The 14,749-nt window shown below is 61.2% G+C and carries 13 protein-coding genes; 8 read left to right on the forward strand and 5 right to left on the reverse strand.

Annotated elements, in window-relative coordinates:
- Positions 1-162 precede the first annotated feature (162 nt).
- On the forward strand, positions 163-1,476 hold the full coding sequence (locus G6N78_RS11185; protein ID WP_165218388.1) for a putative bifunctional diguanylate cyclase/phosphodiesterase: 1,314 nt from the start codon (positions 163-165) through the stop codon (positions 1,474-1,476).
- Positions 1,477-1,485: 9 nt separating this feature from the next.
- On the opposite strand, the gene prmB is transcribed toward G6N78_RS11185, so the two are convergent.
- Entirely contained in the window at positions 1,486-2,421 is a 936-nt protein-coding gene (gene prmB / locus G6N78_RS11190; RefSeq protein ID WP_165218390.1) for a 50S ribosomal protein L3 N(5)-glutamine methyltransferase, read from the reverse strand.
- An 82-nt stretch (positions 2,422-2,503) separates the two neighbouring features.
- Here prmB and G6N78_RS11195 point away from each other — a divergent pair, with 82 nt between their 5' ends.
- A complete protein-coding gene (locus tag G6N78_RS11195) occupies positions 2,504-3,313 on the forward strand; it encodes a pseudouridine synthase (protein ID WP_165218392.1) in 810 nt (269 codons plus the stop codon).
- Between the two features lie 62 nt (positions 3,314-3,375).
- The gene (locus G6N78_RS11200) at positions 3,376-4,545 is read left to right on the forward strand and encodes an ATP-binding protein (protein WP_165218394.1); all 1,170 of its coding nucleotides are present in this window, start codon (positions 3,376-3,378) and stop codon (positions 4,543-4,545) included.
- A 45-nt stretch (positions 4,546-4,590) separates the two neighbouring features.
- Here the strand turns inward: G6N78_RS11200 and G6N78_RS11205 are convergent.
- From G6N78_RS11205 to G6N78_RS11215, 3 genes are all read right to left on the reverse strand, one after another.
- A protein-coding gene (locus tag G6N78_RS11205) for an IS630 family transposase (protein WP_165216547.1) occupies positions 4,591-5,542 on the reverse strand; the annotation gives its coding sequence in 2 pieces (ribosomal slippage) (positions 4,591-5,208 and positions 5,210-5,542; 951 coding nt in all).
- 238 nt (positions 5,543-5,780) lie between these two features.
- Positions 5,781-7,019, reverse strand: coding sequence for a saccharopine dehydrogenase family protein (locus G6N78_RS11210; RefSeq protein WP_165218396.1), 1,239 nt, complete (start codon positions 7,017-7,019; stop codon positions 5,781-5,783).
- 52 nt (positions 7,020-7,071) lie between these two features.
- Complete coding sequence (locus tag G6N78_RS11215; RefSeq protein WP_165218398.1) at positions 7,072-8,169, reverse strand: carboxynorspermidine decarboxylase; 1,098 nt, start codon at positions 8,167-8,169, stop codon at positions 7,072-7,074.
- Positions 8,170-8,444: 275 nt separating this feature from the next.
- On the opposite strand from G6N78_RS11215, the gene G6N78_RS11220 reads away from it, so the two are divergent.
- The 4 genes from G6N78_RS11220 (at position 8,445) to leuA (ending at position 12,212) form a co-directional block, all read left to right on the forward strand.
- Complete coding sequence (locus G6N78_RS11220) at positions 8,445-9,623, forward strand: benzoate/H(+) symporter BenE family transporter (RefSeq protein ID WP_165218400.1); 1,179 nt, start codon at positions 8,445-8,447, stop codon at positions 9,621-9,623.
- A gap of 40 nt (positions 9,624-9,663) precedes the next feature.
- The gene (locus G6N78_RS11225; RefSeq protein WP_165218402.1) at positions 9,664-9,933 is read left to right on the forward strand and encodes a BrnT family toxin; all 270 of its coding nucleotides are present in this window, start codon (positions 9,664-9,666) and stop codon (positions 9,931-9,933) included.
- On the forward strand, positions 9,914-10,162 hold the full coding sequence (brnA, locus tag G6N78_RS11230) for a type II toxin-antitoxin system BrnA family antitoxin (RefSeq protein WP_165218404.1): 249 nt from the start codon (positions 9,914-9,916) through the stop codon (positions 10,160-10,162). The genes G6N78_RS11225 and brnA overlap by 20 nt, the downstream gene beginning before the upstream one ends.
- A gap of 325 nt (positions 10,163-10,487) precedes the next feature.
- The gene (gene leuA / locus G6N78_RS11235; RefSeq protein ID WP_165218406.1) at positions 10,488-12,212 is read left to right on the forward strand and encodes a 2-isopropylmalate synthase; all 1,725 of its coding nucleotides are present in this window, start codon (positions 10,488-10,490) and stop codon (positions 12,210-12,212) included.
- Between the two features lie 59 nt (positions 12,213-12,271).
- Here the strand turns inward: leuA and G6N78_RS11240 are convergent, their stop codons facing one another.
- Positions 12,272-13,663 carry an aminotransferase-like domain-containing protein gene (locus tag G6N78_RS11240; protein WP_165218408.1) on the reverse strand — a complete coding sequence of 464 codons (1,392 nt, stop codon included), beginning with the start codon at positions 13,661-13,663 and terminating at the stop codon, positions 12,272-12,274.
- Between the two features lie 102 nt (positions 13,664-13,765).
- Between G6N78_RS11240 and G6N78_RS11245 the strand changes: the two genes are divergently transcribed.
- Positions 13,766-14,629 (forward strand): DMT family transporter, encoded by an 864-nt coding sequence (locus tag G6N78_RS11245; RefSeq protein ID WP_165218409.1) that lies wholly within the window; start codon positions 13,766-13,768, stop codon positions 14,627-14,629.
- The last annotated feature ends 120 nt before the right edge of the window (positions 14,630-14,749 follow it).

A 14,749-nucleotide genomic window follows, 5' to 3' on the forward strand; every position in this document is an offset into this window, starting at 1 on the left:
CCGGATGGATCGCTGCCTTCGGGTCGATCGGCTTGTTCTGTTGTCGATGGACCGATGATTTGGATGACCTGCCGCTGATTTGAGAAGGCCACGATATTGCCAGGTTTGCTGGAGGCATTTTTTGCAAGGGTGCGCCATCGTCTTTCTTTTCACGAAGAGACGATGAGTTGGACGGCTGCCCAGAGACATGACTGGCGGGTCCGAAATCTGATCCTGGTCGCCGGCGTGCTCAGCATTCTCGTCGGCTCGATCTGGTCCTATGTCTATTTCCGACTGGGCAATCTGTGGAATCTTTCCTTCACCGCAATGGTGGTCGTCGGCGGGGGCATCATGCTCGCCCTGGTGTTTTATGGCCATCAGCGCGTCAGCATGATTTTTTTCGCGCATCTGGTGTTCGTCACCGTCATCCTGTGCGGGCTCGCCGATGTGCCGGTGGATGGTGTTCCGCGGTCGATTCACATGAACCTCCTGCCGGTGGCAGCGGCTGCGTTGCTGGCCTTTTCCAGCGAGGGCTTTTATCTTCGGCTTTTTCTGCCGATCACAAGCCTTGTGGTGTTCGTGGCATTCCAGGTCGAGTTGATCCCCGCATTGCAAATGGACGACCTCACCGGCGTGTCTGCCGGCTGGCCCGGCGTGTGGGCCAACAACATCACCGGCATCGGATCCACCTGTGTCGCCATAGCGATCATGCAGGCGAACATGACGCTCCGGCGCTCGCTGGAAGGCGAATTGCGCCAGGCGGTTGCCCGCGGTGAGTTTCACCTTCACTACCAGCCGCAGATGGACCATACGGCCCGAATGATCGGGGCAGAAGCCCTGCTGCGCTGGCGACATCCAACGCGCGGTCATGTCTCACCCGGCGAGTTCATTCCGCTGGCGGAAGAAACCGGCCTGATCATCCCGATCGGCGAATGGGTGCTGCGCACCGCCTGCGCGCAACTGCAGGTCTGGGCAAAAGATCCCGCGACGGCGCACCTGACGATTGCGGTCAATGTGAGTGCATCGCAGTTTCGCCAGCCGGATTTCGTCGAGCAGGTTCGTTCCATCCTCGCGCTCAGCGGGGCGCCCGCATCCCGGCTGAAGCTGGAATTGACGGAAAGTGCGCTGGCCGACGATGTGGCGACCGTGGTGGCGAAGATGACCGCGCTGAAGGGGACCGGAATCAGTTGGTCGCTCGATGATTTCGGCACCGGCTATTCATCGCTCAGTTCCTTGAAGCGCCTGCCACTCGACCAGTTGAAGATCGACCAGTCCTTCGTGCGCGACCTGCAGACCGATCCGCGCAACATGCCGATCGTGGAAGCGATCCTGCATTTGAGCGAGACGCTCCATCTCGTGGTGATTGCCGAAGGGGTGGAGACCGAGGCGCAGCTTGCGGCGCTGACCAGTGCCGGCTGTCGATATTTCCAGGGGTTTTACTTCAGCCGTCCGCTGCCCATTGCCGAGCTGGAGCAGTTTCACCGTTTAACGGCGTGACCTCCCGCGTCATTCGACGCCGAGCGCTTCCGCCGAGATCCAGAACACCGCATCCTGCGATTGCGCCGTCTCTATCCAGGAAAATTCCAGGTGCGGGAATTCTTCTTCCAGGATCTCGCGGCCCGAGCCGATCTCGCAGAGCAGACCGCCGCCGGCATTCAGGAACCGCGGTGCGTCGGAGAGGATGCGGCGCACCAGATCCAGCCCATCCTCGCCGCCGTCATGGGCGATCCGCGGTTCGGCCTGGTATTCCGGCGGATAGCCTTCGAGTGCGGCGTGATCGACATAGGGCGGATTGGTGATGATGAGGTCGTAGGTCCGGCCTTCCAGCGGGGCAAACAGATCGCCCTCCAGCAGCTCCACCTGGTCTTCCACCTCGTGCGCTTCCACGTTGATGGCAGCCACCTGTAGCGCATCGGCGGAGAGATCCACGGCATCGACCCGCGCATTGGGGAAAAACTTTGCCGCAAGCACCGCAAGGCACCCGGAGCCGGTGCAGATATCGACCGCACTTTCCACCAGCATGGGTTCCGGCAGGAAGGACGAACCGTTCTCGTTCAGATATTCGGCAAACAGGATCTCGCCGATATGCGAGCGCGGCACGATGACCCGCTCGTCCACATGGAATCGCACGCCCTGGATATAGGAGCGGCCGGTGAGATAGGCGGACGGCTTGCGGCTCGTCACGCGCCTCTCGATACGCTCGGCGAGCATCCGGCGCTCGTCGTGCAGGAGTTTGGCATCCAAAAAGGGATCGAGCACGTCGATCGGCAGTTCAAGCGAATCGAGGATCAGGAAGGCGGCGTCGTCGCTGGCCGTATCGGTGCCGTGGCCATAGCTCAGTTCCGCTGCGTTGAAGCGCGAGATCGCATACCGCCAGTAATCGCGCACGGTGGCGAGTTCCGCAATGACGGCAGTCTGGTGGATGATCTCGGTCTGGTTCATGGGGGGCCTCTCTTCCAAACGGTCCGGCTCTGCTTTATGGGCAAAGCATGTTTTGGGCAACGGGGTCCGGTCTCAGATCAGCATGGTGAAAAACAGCCGAAACCGCCCGCCCTCCAGACCGGCCAAGGCGCCGGATGCCCGCCGTGGCAGGCAGGCCCAGCCTCGACAGGCCGAGACGGGCAAGCGCGCCACCCTGCCGCGGGCGCTCTCCAAGCTCGGCTTCTGCTCGCGCGGCGAGGCGCAGGTGCTGATCGCGGAAGGCAGGGTGCGCCTCGGCAGCCGTCTCGTGACCGATCCGGAGACCTGGGTGGATCTTGCGGCAGACGTCATCTTCGTGGATGGCAAACGGGTCGCGGCGGAAAAGCGGCTCTACCTGATGCTGAACAAGCCGCGCGGGCTCGTCACCACACGGCATGATCCGCAAGGCCGCCCCACCGTCTTCGACTGCCTGCAGCAAGTGGACGCCACGCACCTCTCCGCCGTCGGGCGGCTGGACAAGGCGAGCGAAGGCCTGCTGCTCTTTACCAACGACACCGATTTCGCCAACCGCCTGATGGACCCGAAAACCCATGTGGCAAAAACCTATCACGTGCAGGTGGAGGGGCAGGTGGACCCGGAGACGCTTGCCCGCCTTGCCGCCGGCGTCGAACACAAGGGCGAATTCCTGAGTGCCGAGCGCGTGACCCTGATCCGCGAGGGCGAGAAGAACAGCTGGCTGGAATTCGTGCTGACCGAAGGCAAAAACCGCCAGATCCGCCGCATGCTGGAGGTGGAGGGCATCCCCGTGCTGCGCCTCATCCGTATCGCCATCGGCCGCCTGGAACTGGGGACGCTGGAAAAGGGCGCGGTGCGGGAACTGACGGAGGCGGAGCTGCGGGGGCTCGGGGGGTAACAAGTCTAGATCAAGCGCCGATTAACCTTGCAATTCTGGAACTGTTCTCCATAATTGCAAGGATGATACCGCGACGAAAATCCGCCGAACTGTTCGCCCTGCTGGACAGCAATCCTGCTGTGGTGCTGCTCGGCCCGCGGCAGGTCGGGAAAACGACCTTGGCTCTCGACATTGCAGAGCAACGTCCCTCCATTTATCTCGACTTGGAATCCGATGCAGATCGTGCAAAGCTCGCGGAGCCCGAACTCTATCTCACCGGGCATGAGGACAAGCTCGTCATACTTGACGAAGTGCATCGTGCGCAGGGTTTGTTTCTGAATCTGCGTGGCCTGATCGATAAAGGGCGCCGGAAGGGTTTGCGCAGCGGTCGCTTCCTGCTGCTGGGATCGGCGTCCATGGATCTCCTGAAACAGTCCGGGGAGAGCCTCGCTGGACGGATCGCTTATTTGGAACTAACTCCGATCCATGGCCTCGAAGTTGCGCCCGATGATCTCAACCAGCTTTGGGTGCGAGGCGGTTTTCCGGACAGTCTGTTGGCCGGGACCGATTCGATCAGCCAACGCTGGCGCATCGATTTCATCCGTACCTATCTGGAACGCGATATTCCGCTGCTCGGCCCGCGTATTGCGGCGGAGACACTGCGCCGCTTCTGGACGATGCTCGCCCATCATCAGTCCGCTCTCCTCAATGCAGCGGAACTTGCGCGCTCCCTCGGTGTGGACGGCAAGACGGTGGCCGCCTATCTCGATTTGATGGTCGACCTGCTTCTGGTGCGTCGGCTGGAACCCTGGCACAGCAATGCCGGCAAGCGGCTGGTCAAGGCACCACGGGTGTATGTGCGCGATACAGGTCTGCTCCACAGCCTGCTCGGTCTGACAACTATTGAGGATGTTCTGGGCCATCCTGTTGCGGGGGCAAGTTGGGAAGGCTTCGTCATCGAAACCCTTCATGCGGTTATGCCTGAGGGCGCGCGTCCCCACTTCTATCGCAGTTCGGCCGGTGCGGAAGTTGATCTCGTCATTACACTGCCTGGCGGTGGTCGATGGGCGATCGAGATCAAGAGAAGCCTTGCGCCGACGGTCGAACGCGGTTTCCACCACGCCTGCCTCGATCTGCAGCCGGACCGCCGCATCGTCGTCTACCCCGGACGCGAGGCCTATCCTCTCGGCAATGGCATCGAGGTGCTTTCATTGCCGGAACTTGGGGTACAGCTTGCATGGAATGGGAGGTGAGGTATGTCGAAGCTGTGCACGCACAGAGGCTAAAGCGTGTCGCATTTATTTTGCCTCATATCCTGCTGCGCGGAAAAAGTTTCTGCATTCGGTGACGGAGAAGAGGCTGATGATGTCGCCGAGGGCTTGGGCAATCGCATCGAAGCTTCTGGCGGCTCGCTTTCGTAAGAGCGCCTTGAGCTTTGAGAACGCCATTTCGATGGGGTTCAGGTCCGGTGAATAGGGCGGCAGGAAGAGCAGCCAGGCGCCCTTTGCCTTGACCAGCTGCTCGGCTTTCTCGCTTTTGTGGAAGCCGACATTGTCGAGGATGACAACATCGCCGGGCGACAGTGTCGGCGCAAGCTGTGTTTCGATCCATGTTTCGAAGATGCGGCCGTTCATGGGCCCCTCGACGATCCACGGCGCGGTCAGGCCATGGCAGCGCAGTCCGGCGATGAATGTCTGCGTCTTCCAGTGGCCAAAGGGAGCGTAAGCCGCAAAGCGGCTGCCTTTGGCAGACCATCCGGTGCGCTTCGTCAGGCGGGTATTCGTGGACGTCTCATCGATAAAGATGAGCCGGGACAACGCTTTGTTGAAGAACCGCTTTCGGCGGTTGATCCAAAGATCACGCGCCTTGGCGATCTCCGGTCTGCGCTGCTCGCTTGCCTTGAGGCTTTTTTTTATTGCTCAGCCCAAGCTGGTGTAGAAACCGCCCGACGGTGGCGCGGTGGACGTCGATACCGCGCTCGGCCAGTTCGAGACACAGTTCGTCCAGGGTCACTTCGCCATGCAGAGCAACGCGCTCGCTGATCCACTCCGCATGAGGCGAAAGTTTACTGCCAGGCGGATGGCCCTGTCTGGCGGGGCGAAGAGAACCAGAGGAACGGTGCAGGATCATCATGTTGTTGACGAACCGGGGCGAAACCCGGAAATGCCGGGCGGCTTCCCGATTGCTATTGCCTTCGTTCACAAATGCAACGACACGCTCACGCAACTCCATCGGATGCGGCTTGCCCATGGCGCTTCTCCTTCCATGGGCAAATGAATCATAAATCCAAACAAACCGGAATACCGAATCTGGTTTGGCGCGACACGCTTTAGACTTCACTAGCATTGCCGACCGTATTTTTGTCGATGGTGACAGAGACCCTCGGGACTTCGCCCTGAGCAGACGACGGAGGGGCGTTGTCGGCAACGAAAAACTCCGCCGAATTCCTCCAGCGGGGTTGCATCTTTCATCCCATCCCGAACGCCGATCAGAACTCCACAGCCCGGTCGCCATCCTCGTCCTGAATCCGCGTCGGCAGGCCGATCTTGTTGAGCAGATTGATAAACGGCTTCGGCGGCAGTTCTTCCACGTTCGCCATCTTCTTCACGTCCCATTCGCCGGTGGCGACGAGCATGGCGGCCGCAACCGGGGGAACGCCGGCGGTGTAGGAGATGCCCTGGCTGCCCACTTCGTTGTAAGCTTCCTTGTGGTCGGCGACGTTGTAGAGGAAGACGGTCTTTTCCTTGCCGTCCTTGAACCCCTTCACGTAGTCGCCGATGCAGGTCTTGCCTTCGTAGTTGGGGGCAAGCGAGGCGGGATCCGGCAGGCAGGCTTTCACCACCTTGAGCGGCACGACTTCGGAACCGTCGGCCAGCTTGACCGGCTGTTCGGACAAGAGGCCAATCGACTTCAGCACGGTGAAGACGTTGATGTAGTGATCGCCAAAGCCCATCCAGAAGCGCACGTCGGCGCCGTCCATGTTTTTGGCCAGCGAATGCACTTCGTCATGGCCGCAGAGATAGGCGCGGCGCGTGCCGACGACCGGCAGGTCGTAGTCCTTGCCGATCTCGAACATCTTGTTGACCTTCCATTCGCCGCCCTGCCAGGAATAGACGACGCCGGTGAATTCGCGAAAATTGATTTCCGGGTCGAAGTTGGTGGCGAAGTATTTGCCGTGGCTGCCGGCATTGATGTCGACGATATCGACATCGGTCACCTTGTCGAGATATTCGTCCTTGGCAAGCCGTGCATAGGCGTTGACGACGCCCGGATCGAAACCTGCACCGAGAATGGCGGTCACGCCCTTTTCCGCACATTCGGCGGCGCGCTTCCATTCGTAGTTGCCGTACCACGGCGGGGTTTCGCAGATCTTGTTCGGCTCTTCATGGATCGCCGTGTCGATATAGGCGACGCCCGTGTCCATGCAGGCGCGCAAGACCGACATGTTGAGGAAGGCGGTGCCGACATTGATGACGATTTGCACGCCAAGCTTGGTGATCAGCGCCTTGGTGGCGTCGATGTCGAGGGCGTCGAGCGCATGGGCTTCGAGAACGCCTTCGCTCTTCATCGCCTTCTTCTCGTGGACCGAGGCAATGATGGCGTCGCACTTCGCCTTGGTGCGCGATGCGATATGGATATCGCCCAGCACGTCATTGTTCTGTGCGCATTTGTGCGCCACGACCTGCGCGACGCCGCCGGCGCCGATGATGAGGACGTTCTTTTTCATGATGGGGACCAACTCCTTGTCCAATCGTCAGAAACCTTGACCCTGAGGAATTTCAGGACAGGCTTTGTTCGTAGTCCGCGTAAGAAAATTCACGGACCGTCCTGAGGCTGCCATCCAGTTCGCGGATGGCGATTGCCGGCATTTTCACGCCGTTAAACCAGTTTTTCTTGACCATCGTGTAACCGGCGGCGTCCTGGATCGAGATCCGGTCGCCGACATTCAGCTCGCTCGGAAAATCGAACTCGCCAAAAATGTCGCCGGCCAGGCAGGACTTGCCGCAGACCATGTAACGATGTGGTCCCTGGTTGGGGGAAACCTTCGCGCTTTCACGGTAGATCAGAAGATCCAGCATGTGCGCTTCGATGGATGAATCCACCACGACAAGGTCCTTGCCGTTATAGAGCGTGTCGAGCACGGTGACTTCGAGCGTCGTCGATTTGGTGATCGAGGCCTCGCCGGGCTCCAGATAGACCTCTACGCCGTAGTCTCCGGCAAAGCGCTTCAGGCGTTCGGCGAATTTTTCGAGCGGATAGTCTTGGCCGGTAAAGTGGATGCCGCCGCCAAGGCTCACCCACTCGGCCTTCTTCAGAAGCGGCGCGAACTTTTGCTCGATCTGGCCGAGCATGGTGTCGAAGAGATCGAAATTGCCGTTTTCGCAGTTGTTGTGGATCATGAAGCCGGAGATCAGATCCATCACCGGCTCGACCTGGCTCACATCCCATTCGCCCAACCGCGAGAAGGGGCGGGCGGGGTCGGCTAGGTCGAAGCTGGAGGATGATATGCCGGGGTTCAGCCGCAGGCCGCGGATAATGCCGGCGGATTGTTGTTCAAACCGCTGCAGCTGGCCGATCGAGTTGAAGATGATCTTGTCGGCGTGGGACACCACCTCGTCGATCTCGTAATCGGCATAGGCCACCGAATAGGCATGCGTCTCCTTGCCGAACCGCTCGTGGCCAAGGCGCACTTCGTTGAGCGAGGACGACGTCGTGCCGTCCATGTAATCGCGCATGAAATCGAACACACCCCAGGTGGCAAAACATTTGAGCGCCAGAAGCGCCTTGGCACCGGAGCGTTCGCGCAGCCACGCGATCTTCTCCATGTTGGCGAGAAGCTTTGACTTGTCGATGAGGTAATAGGGAGTCTGGATCAAGGCTTTATCCTTCGTGAACCCAGCCGTTTCCGGCGGAAGTGAACGGGACGCCCCGAATGCGTCGGAGGGGGTCCTATGCAAAAGGGGGGCGCAAAGCAAGAGGCAAAGCGGGCCTTTGCCTTGCAAATGCGTGTCAGGGTAAACCCTGGTTGCCCTGCGCGGGTTCTGGCTGGCCGGATCTTCGTACGGAGTGTGCCGGTTTTGCACTTGTCCGCCGCGGCGGATTCTGGTTGCAGTCGCAGACTTATTTCCAGTTGCCGCCCGGATCGCCTCGCATGCTGAAAGATTTCTCCGTTCAAGCCATGGTCATGGGCCTGCTTGCTGCCTTTGTCGGCTTCGTCAGCTCGTTTGCTGTCATCATGCAGGGGCTGACGGCCATGGGGGCGGGGCCGGATCAGGTGGCCTCGGCGCTTCTGGTGCTGTCGGTGCTGATGGGCGTGCTCGGCATCCTGCTGCCGCTCTGGTATCGCATGCCGATCAGCATTGCCTGGTCGACACCCGGGGCCGCCCTGCTGACGGGCGTCGGACTGATCGAGGGTGGTTTTCCGGTCGCTGTCGGCGCCTTTATTCTCTGTGCCGGGCTGATCGTGATTTCCGGCCTGTTTTCACCGCTTGGCCGCGCCATCCGTCTCATCCCGGCGCCGCTTGCCAATGCGATGCTGGCCGGCATTCTCGTCAACCTGTGCCTTGCCCCGGTGAAGGCTGTCGCCTTCAATCCCAGTCTCGGGCTGCCGATTGTCGCTACCTGGATGTTGGTGGTGATCTGGAAGCGGTTGTGGGCGGTGCCGGCGGCGCTTCTTGCCTTCGCGCTGGTGCTGGTCTTCGGTGTGGAGCTACCTGATGATGTGCTGTCGCAACTTGGCCAGTCCATTCATCCGCAACTGCTTCTGGTGGCGCCGGTCTTTACTCTGCACGGCTTCATCTCGGTTGCCGTGCCGCTCTTCATCGTCACCATGGCCTCGCAGAACATTCCGGGGATCGCGATCCTGAAGGTGAACGGCTATGAGCCGGCGCCGAACTCCCTCTTCGTGGCGTCCGGCCTGTTCTCCGGCCTTGGTGCGGCCTTCGGCGCAGTACCAGTCAATCTCGCAGCGATCACCGCGGCCATGTGCGCCAGCGAAGAGGCCCATCCCGATCCGGCGCGGCGCTACTGGTCGGCAATCGTTGCCGGCATCGGCTATATCCTGCTTGGCCTTCTGGCGTCGGGAATCATCGCTTTCGTGGCGCTGTCACCGCCGATCCTGTTGCAGGCGGTGGCGGGGCTTGCCCTGATCGGGGCATTCTCAGGCGCCGCGCAGGCGGCCTTCCGCGATGCCGAGAGCCGCGAGGCCGCGGCCATTACCTTCCTCGTCACAGCGTCCGGCACGGCCTTTGCCGGCGTCTCCGGCGCTTTCTGGGGGCTTTTGGCAGGGGCTGTCATGCTGGGATTAAAGCGCGTGGCGGAGAAAGGTTGAAGTTCTCGATTTCACCGAGAGGTTGTGCTTTGATGCGGATATGGAATTCGAGTTCGATCCGGCAAAGAACGCTGCAAACCAGGAAAAGCATGGGATCGACTTTGTCGAAGCCCAGGCGTTGTGGTACGATGATTTTCGTATTGATGCCGAAGCGAACCATGATCTGGAGTTGAGACGGATCACCATTGGCCGTATTGGCGAAAAATTTTGGACCGGTATCTATACGATGCGCGGGGATGTCGTCCGGATCATATCGGTGAGGCACGCCAGACCGGCGGAAAGGCTTCGTTATGCAGAAAATAACCGCTGAGGAATTTGACCGGAAGTTCGATAATGGCGAGGATATCAGCGCCTATGTCGACTGGAGCAAGGCCACTCGACCCAATCTGGAACCGGTGGAGATGACCGTTGTCGTGAAGCGTGGAACACTGCTGCGATTGGATAGGCGTGCCAAGGAGCTTGGGCTTTCGCGCGACTCTCTTTTGGAAAGCTGGCTGACGGAAAAGCTGGAAGACCAGCGGAAAGATGCCGCCGAATAACCTGCTTGCACTCTCTTCAGTCCCGCGTTATCACATCTCCATGACGATCAACGGCACATCCATAGCTGCGACGAAGATAACGGACCGCCCCGCGGTCGGTTTCGTCGCGTCGGTGCCAAACTCGCTTCTTCTCCTCGGCCTTATCCGCGGTTGCCGGGTCCTTTGAGGAGCGCCCGGCGGCCGATCAAGCCTGCCGGCATCAGCTCCTCGCACAAAATCCCCGTTTGAAGACCAAAAGCCTCACCTGAGGCCTTGATCCACCGTTATGGCGCTGTCACAGGCTTTTGCCACAAGCGCCGACGCTGGACGCGAAGGAGAAGAGACCATGGACGCCAACCATTCCGCCACAGCTGTGACCGCTTCCGGCAAAAAGGGCATGCCCGATGCCGCCCGCAAATATCGTGCTTACCCCACCATCAACATTCCGGATCGCACCTGGCCGTCGAAGGTGATCGACAAGGCGCCGATCTGGTGCTCGGTGGACTTGCGCGACGGCAACCAGTCGCTGGTCAATCCGATGGGCCATGACCGCAAGGCGCGCATGTTCAAGCTGTTGCTCGACATGGGCTTCAAGGAAATCGAGATCGGTTTCCCGTCAGCCTCGCAGACCGATTTCGATTTTGCCCGCTGGTGCGTGGAAGAGGGTGGTGTGCCGCAGGATGTCTCCCTGCAGGTGCTGGTGCAGTGCCGTCCCGAACTGATTACGCGGACCTTCGAGGCGCTGGAAGGTGCGCACCAGCCGATCATCCACTTCTACAACTCGACCTCGGAGCTGCAGCGCCGGGTGGTGTTTGCGAAGGATGTGCCCGGCATCAAGCAGATCGCCGTCGATGCGGCCAAGATGATCATGGACATGTCCCAGAAGGCCGGCGGCGGGTACCGCTTCGAATATTCGCCGGAAAGCTTTACCGGCACGGAACTTGAGGTGGCGCTGGAGGTCTGCAACGCCGTCATCGCCGAAGTGAAGCCGACGGCGGAGAACAAGCTGATCCTCAACCTGCCGTCCACCGTCGAAATGGCGACGCCGAACATCTATGCCGACCAGATCGAGTGGATGTGCCGCAACATCGACAACCGCGACAACGTCATCATCTCGCTGCATCCGCACAACGACCGGGGCACCGGCATTGCCGCGACCGAACTCGGCCTGATGGCCGGTGCCGACCGCGTCGAAGGCACCTTGTTCGGCAATGGCGAGCGCACCGGCAATGTCGATGTGGTGACGCTGGCGCTCAACATGTTCACGCAAGGCGTTGATCCGGAACTGGATTGCACCGACATCGAGCGCATCAAGGCGGTCTATGAATATTCCAACGAGATGACGATCCCCGAGCGTCATCCGTATGTTGGCGAACTGGTCTACACGGCGTTTTCCGGCTCGCACCAGGATGCGATCAACAAGGGCATGAAGGCGATCAAGTCGGCCAATTCGCCGGTCTGGGAAGTGCCCTACCTGCCGATCGACCCGCAGGATGTCGGGCGCACCTACGAGGCGATCATCCGCATCAATTCGCAGTCCGGCAAGGGCGGTATCGCCTATATCCTGCAGCAGGATCATGGCATCAACCTGCCGCGCAACCTGCAGGTGGAATTCCGCGAAGACATCCAGCGCATTACGGATGAGGAAGGCAAGGAACTGCCCTCCAAGCGGATCTACGAGCGCTTCATCGAGCGCTACGTGGAGCAGCCGGAAGGCCGCATCAAGTTCGTCGATCACCACACCTATCCGGCCGGCATGGACCAGAAGGGCATCCGCGTGGTCGCGGCCGAGATCACCGACAAGGGCGAGACGAAGCGGATCGAGGGCAAGGGTACCGGCCCGATCGACGGTTTCATCAACGCGCTGTCGATCTATCTCGGGGTGGAGCTGTCGGTCGCCGATTATTCCGAACATTCGCTGCAGCACGGCTCGAACGCGTCTGCCATTGCCTATGTGGAAGTCGAGCATGCCGGCGGAAAGCTGTTCGGCGTCGGCATCAACAAGAACATCGTGGCCGCCTCGCTGGAGGCCATCGTTTCTGCGGCAAATCAGGTGATCGCTGGAAAGTAATTCGCCTGACGGTGACTTGAATGACGCCCGGCGTTCGACGCGCCGGGCGCTTTTCGTTGTCAGGGAACCTCCCGCAGGGCTTCCGCCAGCACCGTGTCGATGCGCCTGTCCTGCATCTGCGCCACGTTGAAGCGCATGAGATTGCCGGCGCTTTGGCTGAGACTGAAGACATTGCCCGGTGCCAGCACGACGCCCTTTGCCAGCGCCTGTTGGGCGACCCTCGCAGCATCCACCCCGTCCGGTAGCCGGCACCAGAGATAGAAGCCGCCGCGCGGGCGCAGCACCGGCTCGATGCCAAGCGCTGCCAGACGCTGTTCGACCTCGCGCCGCGCATGGCCGAGCCGCCGGCGCAGCAGATCCATGTGCTTGCGATAACCGCCGCCTGCGAGAACGAGCGCGACGATCTCTGCGGCGATGGGGCTCGGCCCGCCGAAATTGGTGGCGACCTGCAGATCGACAAGGCCTTCGATCCAGTCGGCGCGCGCGGCGATATAGCCGCAGCGAATGGAGGCCGAGAACGTCTTCGAAAAGCTGCCGATGCGGATGACATGGGTCAGGCCATCGAGGGCGGCGAGCCGCACCGAGGCCTCCGGCTCGAAATCGGCAAAGATGTCGTCTTCGACGATCGTGACGCCGTGGCGGGTGGCCAGCGTGAGGAGACGATGTGCGACCGGCGCTGAAAGACTGGCGCCCGTCGGATTGTGAAGGGCGGAATTGGTCAGGTAGAGGCGGGGGCGCTCGGCCTCCAGAACCGCCGCAAACCTGTCCGGATCCGGTCCGGCGGGCGTATAGGGCACGCTCACCACCTTGACCTGGTGCGCCTTCAGCAGTGCCTGGAAGTTGAAATAGCACGGATCGTCGATCAGCACCGTATCGCCGGATCTCAGCAGGAAGCGGCAGGTGAGATCCAGCGCCTGTGTGCCCGTGCTGGTCAACATCAGCTGGTCCGGCTGCGCCACAATTCCGCCTTCGGCAAAACGCGAGAGCAGCAGGCGCCGAAGGGACTGCGAACCGCGGGTGCTGCCGTAATCAGCCAGGAGTTCCGGTGTCGCCCGCGCCACCTGCCGCATGGCTCGGCCCAGCGCCTCCTGCGGCATCCAGTCGGCCGGAAGCCAGCCGCAGCCGGGGCGGAGGATGTCCTCGCCCGCATCGAGCGACTGGCGCGAGACCCAGAAGGGATCGACGGCGCGTGCCTGCGGGGTCGAGGACTGCATCAGCGTCAGCGGCTGCAGAAGGCCTTCCGTGACGTAGAAGCCTGAGCCGCGCTGAGCCCGGATCAGACCTTCCGCCGCCAGCCGTTCATAGGCATCCACCACGGTTGCGGGCGCGACTTTCATCGTCGCTGCAAAACCGCGCACCGAGGGCAGGCGATCGCCCGGCAGGAGCGTGCGTGCGGCTATGCGGGTGCGGATTGCCTCCATCACCACCTGCCTGCGTGTCCCTGTCTCCATCTGTGCTACCTGTGGCTCCAGTACAGTTTGTGTAAATTGTATCTGTCTGTGCCTGTCATTGCCAGAGCCGGCGCCTATAAACGGAGGCGAAAGCGAGGGATCATGAAGGCGTCAATGGATGGCTGGCTCAGCGGCCTCACGGGTGTGGTGATCTTCAGCGGATCGCTGCCGGCAACGCGCGTGGCGGTGGCGGATCTGTCGCCGCTGTTCTTGACCTCGGCCCGGGCGGTGATTGCGGCGCTTCTGGCGGCAGCATTGCTGGCGGGGCTTCGGGAGGCGCGACCGGCGCGCAGTGACCTTATCCCGCTTGCCGTCATCGCAGTTGGTGTGGTCGTCGGTTTCCCACTTTTCACGGCGCTGGCGCTGCAAAGCATCACCTCGGCCCGGTCGATCGTCTTCATCGGCCTTCTGCCGCTGGCCACCGCGATCTTTGGTGTGCTGCGCGGAGGCGAGCGGCCAAAGCCGCTGTTCTGGCTCTTCTCCTGCCTCGGCAGTGCGGCGGTGGCGGGTTTTGCGCTGCAGTCGGGCGGAGCGGCGAACCTCAAGGGCGATCTGCTGATGCTGGCGGCGATCATCGTCTGCGGCCTGGGCTATGCGGAAGGGGCGCGCCTTTCCCGGCGGCTGGGCGGTTGGCAGGTGATTTCCTGGTCGCTTCTTCTGGCCTTGCCGCTGATGCTTGCGCTGGCGCTCAGCCAATTCCCGGCAGACTGGTCGGTGATCGGTGCCGGCGCCTGGGGCGGACTGGCCTATGTTTCCGTGTTCAGCATGCTGGTGGGTTTCGTCTTCTGGTACCGAGGCCTTGCGATCGGCGGGATCGCCGCTGTCGGCCAGTTGCAACTGCTGCAGCCCTTCTTCGGGCTCCTGCTGGCGGCTCTGCTGCTCGGTGAGCCGGTCAGTCCCGCCATGCTGGCCGTCACGGTGGGCGTGGTGTTCTGCGTGGCGCTTGCGCGCCGGTTTGCGCGCTGATGCGAGTTGAGAAAGGCGAGACTACAACTTTTGACATATCATTTCATGATGCTGAAATTTAGCAAATCGTAAATCCCCCATGGGTTGAATGCCGTGTGGAAATTCCACGGATCCGGAGGG

It is taken from the genome of Allorhizobium pseudoryzae (assembly GCF_011046245.1).
GTDB classification, from domain to species: domain Bacteria; phylum Pseudomonadota; class Alphaproteobacteria; order Rhizobiales; family Rhizobiaceae; genus Neorhizobium; species Neorhizobium pseudoryzae.